Source organism: Mesorhizobium shonense (assembly GCF_040545255.1).
In the GTDB taxonomy this organism is placed as follows: Bacteria; Pseudomonadota; Alphaproteobacteria; order Rhizobiales; family Rhizobiaceae; genus Mesorhizobium; species Mesorhizobium shonense.
In genome coordinates this window covers 283,549-292,326 of sequence record NZ_JBEPLM010000009.1, presented here as the reverse complement: position 1 = coordinate 292,326, position 8,778 = coordinate 283,549, and the positions used below count along the sequence as shown (strand labels likewise).

The following is an 8,778-nucleotide window of genomic DNA, read 5'->3' as shown; positions in this document are numbered from 1 at the left end:
GTGATGTCCTGGCCGGGCCTGAGGTAAAGCGCGCTGGCAGAGTTCGAGTAGTTGACGAGATCGACCTCCTCGAAACCCGTGAACTGCGCCAGGCTGTTCAGGTCGAATGTGCCGGAACCGTAAAGAACGAGCGAGTCGGTCTCGCTGCCGCCCGTGAGGCTGTCGCCCGCGTTGAATGTGACCGCATTGCCGGTCACCTGCGTGTCCTGGGTCTGCGGACCAACGGTGTCGTTTCCGGTGGTGAGGGCGATCTGGTTGCGCGGCAGCACCTCGACCGTGAAGGTTTGGTCGACATAGGCACCAGACTGGTCAGTCGCCCTGACCGTCACCGAATGGCTGCTGGCCTGCTGATAGTCGAACCCGGTGCTGCCGACCCGGAGCTGATTGCCAGAAATCGTGAACTGGGAACCATCGAGCCCCGGCAGGATGCTGTAGGTGAGGGTGTCACTCTGGTCACGATCGATGGCCGAGAGCGTGCCGACAATGGCCCCGGCCAGATTTGCGGGCACGGAATCATTTGAAAGCGTCAGATCGGCTGGCGAGTCGTTGGTGCCATGGATGGTGACGGCCACCGTCTGCTCGGCATAGCCGTTATGAGTGTCGCTCACTCGGACCGTGAAGCTGTCGGACAGGCTCTCGCCCTGTGCCAGCGCGTCGACCGCGCCGGTGTCATTCACCGTATAGTGCCAAGTGCCGTCGGCATCGACCGTTGCCGTGCCGTAGCTTGCTGCCGCGCTCACCAAGAAGGCATGCGTGTCACCGACATCGACGTCGCTGAAGGTGACCAGGCCTGTCGCAGTTCTGGCCGAGCCGTCGTCGCCCTCGGAGACCGAGCCGCTCTGGGCAGCGGATGTGATCAACGGACCGTCGTTGACGCCGGTGACCGTTACCGTGACCGTTCCGGTGTTGGAGACGGCGCCATGACTGTCGGTCGCAGTATAGGTGAACGCCACCTGGCGCGTTGCGCCTTGGGCGAGGTCCTGGAAGCCGGAGCCGGGGTTGAAGCTGAAGGTGCCGTCGTTGTTGTTGACGACGCTGCCTTCCGTCGGTTGCGAGGTGATCGTGTAGTGGAGTGTCAAGGGATTGTCGTCGGCGTCCGGGTCGTCGCCGGCGAAGGCGCCGCTCACCGCCAACCCGTCCTCGGTTGCCGAAAGAAGAACGTTCTTTACGATCGGCGCGTGGTTGACCGGCGTTGGCGCGATGGTGACCGCAAGCGTTTGCGTGATCGAGGTCGTGTCGCTGGCAAGTCCAGTAGACGGGAGCGCGATGTCGGTGACGACGGCGGTCACGGAGAGCGTAAAGCTGCCGCTCCAGCCTGAGGGCGGCGTCATGACCAGCGGCGTTGTCGCAAGAGACGCGATGTCGGCGGGATCGCTGACAACCCAATCGCCTGTCGCTGGATCGAGTGCACCAACCGAGAACGTTGCGCCGGCAGGGAAGCCCGAGAGCCGTAGCACGAGTTTCTCGGAGCCGTCGGTGTCGGTGAGCGCGGCCGTGATCGTCGGCAGCGTCAGGGGCTGGTCCTGGGGGGCCTCGGCAGGCACAGTCAACAGCCGCGCATAAACCTCAGCGGCACTTACCGAAGGATCACCGTACCAGGTTTGCACCAGTCGACCATCCGAAAGTACTGCTAGAGGAATAGAGTGTCCGCCAAAACTGACCTGGTTGCCAGCGGTCGTCTCGTTGAGCTGAAACTCCTGCCCGACCGCAGTGCCTGATGCATCGTAGCGCTGGCCGTAGAGACCCCAACTAGACCCATCCTGGCCATAGGAGATCCAGGTCACGACGAACCCGCCATCCGCAAGCGCTGCTACGGAGGGAGACTGCTGGTCACCGGCCGTGTAGGTGTTGACGCGGAACTCGCCGCCGGAAGAGCCGTCGGCGTCGTAGCGCTGGCCAAAGACGCCCCAGCCTGAGCCGTCCTGTCCATTGGACATCCAGGTCACGACAAAGCCGCCGCTCGCCAGCGCCGCTACCGTTGGAGCCACTTGGTCACCGGCCGTATAAGTGTTGACACGGAACTCGCCACCCAAAGGCGCGCCGTCGGCGCCGTATCGCTGACCGTACACGCCTTCACCGGACCCGTCCTGCCCCACGGACCTCCACGTCACGACAAAGCCGCCGCCCGCCAGCGTCGCCACTGAGGGTGCCCACTGGTCATTCGCCGTATAGGTGTTGACCCTGAACTCACTGCCTAGCGGACTGCCGTCTGCCCCGTAGCGCTGTCCGTAGATACCGAGACCTGAGCCGTCCTGGAGGTTGGACTGCCACGTCACGACGAAGCCGCCGTTCGTCAGAGAGGCCACCGAGGGGGCCCATTGCTCATAAAGCGTATAGGTGTTGACGCGGAACTCGCTACCCAACGGGGCGCCATCAGCGCCGTAGCGCTGGCCGTACACCCCCCACCCCGAGCCGTCCTGGAGGAACGAACTCCACGTCACGACGAAGCCGCCGCCCGCCAGTGCTGCCACCGAGGGGTAGGCCTGCCAGTCCGAAATATAGGTATTGATGTGGAACTCGTCGCCGATTGGTGCACCATCAGCGCCGTAGCGCTGGCCATAGACGCCGTAGAAAACGCCGTAGGGTCCGGCCTCCTGGCTATCGGACATCCACGTGACGACGAAGCCGCCGTCCGCAAGGGCCGCAACCGAGGGCAAGGACTGGTCGTTCGCCGTATAACTATTGACCCGAAACTCGCCACCTGCGGGTTGCGGCGTGAGGTCCGTTGGCGATGCGCCGATGACCAGCGTCGGCGTGTCGGCCACTGGTGCAACGTCGATACGGGCCGTCGCCGTCGCCGTTCCGCCGTGGCCGTCGTCGATCGTATAGTCAAAGCTCGCCATGCCGGAGAAGTTTCCGGCAGGCGTGAAATCGATCGCACTGCCGTTCAGGACGGCCGTACCGTTCACCGCGTTGCCGACGCTCGTCACACTCAGCGTATCGCTCGTGTCCGGATCGGTGTCATTGGCGACAAGCTGAGCCGCGGACAGCGAAAGCGGCGTGTCCTCAGTTACCACAACCTGGTCGGCAACGGCGACCGGTGTATCGTTGGCGCCTGAGATCGTGATGGTGACCGGCTGCGTTGAAGTCGCTCCGTTATTGTCGGTTACCGTGACGTCATAGCTCACCGTGAGGGTTTGGCCGCTGGCGAGGAAATCAATGGCGCTATCGGTGATGTGATACGCCCAGTCGATCGCTCCGATGCCGGTTCCCGTGCTGTCGCTCTCGTTGAACGCAATGCTTCCGGCGGCCGCCAATGTGCTTTGCTGGCCTGCCGTCAGGTCCCCGCCCGACCAAATAAAGCTTGCTGCACCTGCAGCGACGGTGTGCGTGTCGCTAAGGTCCGCATCCGTAAAGATGATCGTTCCTGATGTTTGATCCTGGCTCGAAGAGCCAACCGTCGATGGCCGCTCGACGATCGATCCGACCAGATCGGATCCCGATCCAGTCGTAAGCACGATGTTGTCCGCCACGTAGTACGGATAGTCCATCGGCGCAAATTGCAGGTCGACCAAGCCAGCGGAAAAACTCGGGTCGAAATGGAATGTCTGAAAGTCGACATGTGCAGAGTCGGTGACGAACGTCTGGGTAATCTGTCGGCCGTCGGCCAAAGTCCCGATGAAAGTTGCTGAATACGGCGCGGCGTATTGAGCATCGAGATCAATTGAACTGATTCCGAACGTCTTTCCGTCCGGTCGATAGATGTGTATCGCCTCACCAGGCGAGGATGGCGACAAGGCTGTGCCGGACGCCCAAGCATAAAAAATCAGATAATTTGTTGGCGTGGGTTCTGAAGCGGCGAATGCGAAGCCTTTATGACTGTAGCTCGGCGTACGCAGGTATCCGCCCATCGGATCGAGGTCTTCGAAATCTATGCGGGACGTGGATTGGGATGTCGGTGTGATCACCGGCACGTCGTTGGTGCCGTGGATGGTGACGGTGACGAGCTGGCTGGCGGTGCCGTCGGAGGAGACCGCGGTGAAGCTGTCGGTGAGGCTCTGCCCGGCGCCGAGCTGCTGGATCGCCGTATGCGTGTTGTCGGCGCTGTAGGTCCAGCTGCCGTCGGCGGCGAGCGTGAAGGTGCCGAAGCCGTTGCTGCCGGCAACGCCGGCCTGCGCCGCGAAGCTCGACTGGCCCTGGTCGACGTCGGCGATGGTCAGCGCGCCCGAGGCGTTGAGGTGGCTGCTGGCGTCGACCGCCACATCCTCCGTCACCGCGCCGCTCGACACGCCGCCGATCACCGGCACGTCGTTGGTGCCGTGGATGGTGACGCTGATCTGCTGCAGGGTGCCGTCGATGCTCGTCACCGCGAAGCTGTCGGTGAGCGTGTCGCCGGCGTTGAGCGCCTGGACGGCGGCGTTGGCGTTGTCGAGCGTGTAGGTCCACACGCCCGCCGCCGTCATCCCGAAGGTACCGTAGCCATGGTCGGTGGCCGCCCCGGCGGCGACCGCCGTGAAGGTGTTGGCGGGATTGTCGACGTCGGTGTCGGTGAGCGTGCCGCTCGCCATCGGCGTCCCGGCGTCGGCGTTGGCGACGCCGCCGGCCTCGACGACCGAGCCGGTCGAGGTGCCGGAGATCACCGCCACGTCGTTGGTGCCGGTGATGTCGATCGACACCGTCTGGGTGGCGATACCGCCATTATGGTCGTCGACCTGCACCGTGAAGCTGTCGGCAAGATGCTCGCCTGCGGCAAGTGCATCGACCGCGCCGCTGTCGCTCACAGTATAATGCCAGGTGCCGTCAGGATCGATGCTCGCCGTGCCATGGGCGGCGGCAACGCTGACCGACAGCATGTGGCTGTCGCTGGTGTCAACATCGTTGAAGGTGACCTGGCCGCTTGCCTGTTGGGCCGAGGCCGGCTGGCCATCGCCTTCCGAGGCGTTGCCCGACTGCGCAGCAGAGGTGATCACCGGCGCGTCGTTGGTGCCGTGGATGGTGACTGCCACTGTCTGCTCGGCATAGCCGTTATGGTTGTCGCTCACCCTGACGGTGAAGCTGTCGGACAGGCTCTCGCCCTGGGCCAGCGCATCGACCGCGCCGGCATCGCCCACCGTGTAGTGCCAAGTGCCGTTTGGATCGACCGTTGCCGTGCCGTAGCTTGCCGCCGCGCTCACCGCGAAGGCATGCGTGTCGCCGACATCGACATCGCTGTAGGTGACTTGGCCTGTCGCCGTCCTGGACGCGCCGTCGTCGCCTTCGGACACCGAGCCGCTCTGGGCGGCGGAGGTGATAACCGGATTATCATTGACGCCGGTGACCGTCACCGAGACCGTGCCGGTGTTGGAGACCGCGCCGTGGCTGTCGGTCGCGGTGTAGGTGAAGGCCACCTGGCGCGTCGCGCCTGCGGCGAGATCCTGGAAGCCTGAACCGGGGTTGAAGCTGAAGGTGCCGTCGTTGTTGTTGACGACGCTGCCTTCCGTCGGCTGCGAGGTGATCGTGTAATGGAGCGTCGACGGATCGTCATCGGCATCCGGGTCGTCGCCGGCGAAGGCGCTGGTCACCGCCAGACCATCCTCGGTCGCCGAAAGGAGCACGTTCTGCACCACCGGCGGGTGGTTGATTGCGGGCGGCGCCACAATCACTGGGTCGGCCATGACGATCTCGGAATGACCCTGAAGATCGGTATAGGAGGCAACGACCCGGACCTCTTTGCCAGTGTCGATGCTGTTGATGGTATATTGGCTCGAGGTGCTCGACTGGACCGTCGTCCAGCTCACGCCGTCGACCGAAACCTGCCATTGGTAGGTGATCTTGTTGGCCTTTGGTAGCCCATCGGCATCGCTGAGCTGGGCTGTCAAAACCGCGCCCGCGAGGAACTGGCCGGTCGAGGACGTCATCGTCACGGCACCGACCCGATCGACGTCGGTGATCGCATTCGTGCCGACACTCGCAAGACTCTCCGAATTGCCGTGCCCGTCAACGTAGTTCACCAGCACCCGGAACTGCTTGCCGCTCGCATCGTAGGGTAGCGCGTAGGTCTGGCTCATCGCGCCGGCGACGTTCTGCCATTTTCCACCACTCAGCACCTGCCATTGATACGTGGCGCCGCTAGTTGGCGCGCCGTCGGGATCACTGATGACCGCCGTCAGGACTTGGCCTTCGGCCTGCACACCGTTGATCGCGACGGACCCAGGCTGATTGACGATCGTCACCGGCGCCGTCGACGCGCTCGTGATCCCGGTCTCGACGTGTCCTTGGGTGTCCGTGTAAGAAGCCAGCACTCGAACCTGCTTGCCGCCGTCGGCGTAGGAGAGCGTGTACTGGTTGGAGCTGCTCGACTGGACTGTCAGCCAGGTTCCGTTCCTCAGGACCTGCCACGAATAGACGATGCCGGTTGCCGGCACGCCATCTGCGTCAGTGACCGTGGCGGTCAGTGTCTGCCCGGTAGCTGCGGTGCCGCTGATTGCGACTGAGCCGGTCTGGTTGACGTCATGGACGGAAAAGATCGCGCTGGTTGTGCTGTCCGTAACCGCGTTCTTGCCGCTGCCTTCCGGATAGCTCGCGATGACCTTGTACAGTACAGTTGTCGATGATGTGGACGAGGAATAGGGTATGGCGTAGCTGGTGCCGGTAGCGCCCGAGATTGCTTGCCACGTGGCGCCGTCATCGTAAGAGACGTACCATTGATAGCTTACCTTTTTCGGCGCGCCATCCGGGTCTGTGATACCCGTCACCGTTAGCGTCTGTCCCTCGGATATCTGGCCTGTTTGACCCGTCGTGTAAGTCGACCCAGCACCCTGGACCGAGAGTATCCCATTCCCAAGCATCGTCGTCCCCCTGATGGGCCGCGCGGATTCCACACGCCGCGAAAACACCAACCTTTCCAGATTGGCGCCAAGTACCAAGGCCGCATCTAACCCCAAGATACGCTGCGCAAAATCAGCCCGCAGCACCCAAATGGGTTATGCGGCACTCCTTTCGATGTTTCGCTTCAAAATGGTGCGTGGAATTACCGATTTGCGAGCCGACCGTCGGCGGTACAGCCCACACACTGCCGCTGCAGCTATGCCATCAACGAGACCAGACAAATGCTAGCTTATAGAACTTGAATGCCCAGCTCTTTGCCTTAGCCCTTGTTACTAACCGCTTCGAGCGAGCGAACCTAGTCCCGTGGTAAAACCGCGTCCCTACCCGATCAAATGATGACCAGCATCCAAAAGAACGTTTTCTAGGGGTGTTCGAGTGTATCGATTGGCGTAGAAGTGCCAGTTTCTACTGGCCCGGTTGCAGGCCACAAAAGTTGAACACCTGCCTATTCAAATCGGTTTAAACTGCTGATCGAAAGGAGTGTTGTGGAGATCAATTTCTAGCAAGAATAATCTCGTCTTTTTTTTATCGTTGTGCTTAGATAAGTGCGTTTCGCTGCTTTCGTTCAAAGTTGGGGATGGGTGTGGGCGCGCAAATCGATTTTGCTGCGATCGGCGCGGCTTTTTCTGAGGCAGCCGTTGATCCGACGCGTTGGAATTCCGCGATGGACGTGGCTCAAAAAGCCACAGGAAGCGCTGGCGCATTGCTCTTTGACATAAAGGGGCATCTACCCACTATTCCGCGCAGCAATTCGATGGAGTCTTCGTTCGAAGTTTACGTGCGAGATGAGTGGATCCACCGCGATGAGCGGTATCGTCTCGTGCCATTCCTCGCGCGGAACGGGGTCAGCTCCGATCTCGATCTTCGGACGCCTGACGCTATCGTAAAGCATCCATACTACCAGGAATTCCTTGCGCCTTTGGGCCTTCGATGGTGCGCACTCGTCAAGATCGCCGCCGGAGACCAGTTCTGGTCACTGTCGCTGCAGCGGACGATTGAGCAAGGTCCGTTCCTGCCAAAGGAGATTCAAGAGCTGGGTGAGCTCTCAAAAAACTTGGGCTCGGTGTCCGCCCTTGCTCGGGCACTGGGATTTGCGCGGGCTGAAGGCGCGCTGGAAGCGTTCAACTCCAGCGGAACCGCCGCTTTGATGCTCGACCGTCGCGGTGATGTCTTGGGGGTTAATAATGCTGCAGAGCAGTTGATGGCAAGGGACATTCAGGTCAGGGGCAGGCGTATCGCCTCGAGAGACAGGAATGCGACGGACGAGTTGGACCGCACCCTTCGAGCATTGCTATGGCAGGCATCTCCATCCGTGGTGATGCCTCCGGTCCGGTTGCCACGCACCAAGGGACGTCCGTTGTTTGCCTATGCGCTGCGTCTTTCGGGCGTGTCATGCAATGCGCTCGCCCCTTGTCAGGTGATCGTCCTCGTCGTGGATCCTGACCTGTCTCCTCGACCACCGGAACTGGCCTTCCGAGTGTGCTTCGGGCTTACTCCTGCGGAAGCAAGACTTGCGCGCGAGCTCTCGTCGGGCGAGGAGCTGGCGACAGCAGCTGATCGATTGGGAGTGTGCTACGAGACCGCGCGCGCCCAGCTCAAGGCCATCTTCGCTAAGACAGGCACTCATCGGCAAGCTGAACTGGTCGCTCTGTTTTCCCGTCTTGCTCCGGTCCGCCAAGTAGCCATCGACAGCGCAGCATCGCACGTGCGACGATAAGAAAGCTGCCGATTATCACCCATCGCAGCGGTTCAAAAGGGGACAGCCTGTTGCGCCCAGACAGAGCAATGCCTGACTTCCCAACATTGCAGCCAAAAGGCGCTTTGCCAGAACGGGTTGCGTCCCGCGCAATGAACAACTCATATCGCAGTTTCGATCGCCAGCAGTTCCTCGCAGGTCTGTGCAACAGCCACCGCGCGGTTGGCCGACGGATGCTTTTGCTCCGTCGGCCATCAACGCCTTTGCCTCGATTA

Annotated in this window: 2 protein-coding genes; one reads left to right on the top strand and one right to left on the bottom strand. The window is 61.8% G+C overall.

All coding sequences use genetic code 11. The features are described 5' to 3' along the window. Nucleotides 1-6,674: VCBS domain-containing protein (locus tag ABID26_RS23455; protein ID WP_354416774.1), on the bottom strand; the 6,674-nt coding region annotated here is incomplete at its 3' end. A 716-nt stretch (nucleotides 6,675-7,390) separates the two neighbouring features. On the opposite strand from ABID26_RS23455, the gene ABID26_RS23450 reads away from it, so the two are divergent. After that, nucleotides 7,391-8,524, top strand: a complete 1,134-nt coding sequence (locus ABID26_RS23450) for a helix-turn-helix transcriptional regulator (RefSeq protein ID WP_354416772.1) — start codon at nucleotides 7,391-7,393, stop codon at nucleotides 8,522-8,524. Nucleotides 8,525-8,778 lie beyond the last annotated feature (254 nt).